General features: G+C 41.0%; 1 protein-coding gene. It reads right to left on the reverse strand.

Features of this window, described 5'->3' with window-relative positions:
* On the reverse strand, nucleotides 1–227 hold a 227-nt coding region (locus tag MBEAL2_RS34295; RefSeq protein ID WP_369405551.1), incomplete at its 3' end, for a transposase.
* Nucleotides 228–554 lie beyond the last annotated feature (327 nt).

Below are 554 nucleotides of genomic sequence, written 5' to 3' on the forward strand. Positions count from 1 at the left end.
ATTGTTTTCAGACAAGATCGGACTGCTGCATGATTCATTTTTTCTCCTTGTTTACGCCAACGTATAAACCGTTGTTTGGCGTAGGCAAAGGAGGAACTACAGTTGTACCATTCGATAAAAGTTTCCTTCCACTCATATACATCTCGTAAGAGATCCGAGTAATGAAGCAGGTCTTTCAAGAGCTCACGCTCTTGATCCGTTAGATCTTCGTTACGTTTACCGAGAATATGGAACCCATCCCACGGAAGTGGCGCGCCATTGGCACAATGTCCCGATCATTGACCCCTTTTTGAACTATCTTTAGTTTTGTGAACAGAGGCCATCTTTTACACCTCCTATTATTTTAAATATTCTTTTAATGTCAGAAAGGAGTATCCACCTCATTCGAATGGTTTATTCGCGTTCTCCATTCTGCTCAACTGACCGAGTTTGAGATTGGATTTACACTTGGTGATAAAGCATATGATAGCAAGCTGATTCGTGAACAAGCCAAGGGACAGGATATTCTTTTTCTTACCCCTTTGAATAAAAGAAAGGGTGGGAAGAGAAAAGAA

The sequence above is a fragment of the Aneurinibacillus tyrosinisolvens genome (assembly GCF_001015055.1).
Classification (GTDB): Bacteria; Bacillota; Bacilli; order Aneurinibacillales; family Aneurinibacillaceae; genus Aneurinibacillus_A; species Aneurinibacillus_A tyrosinisolvens.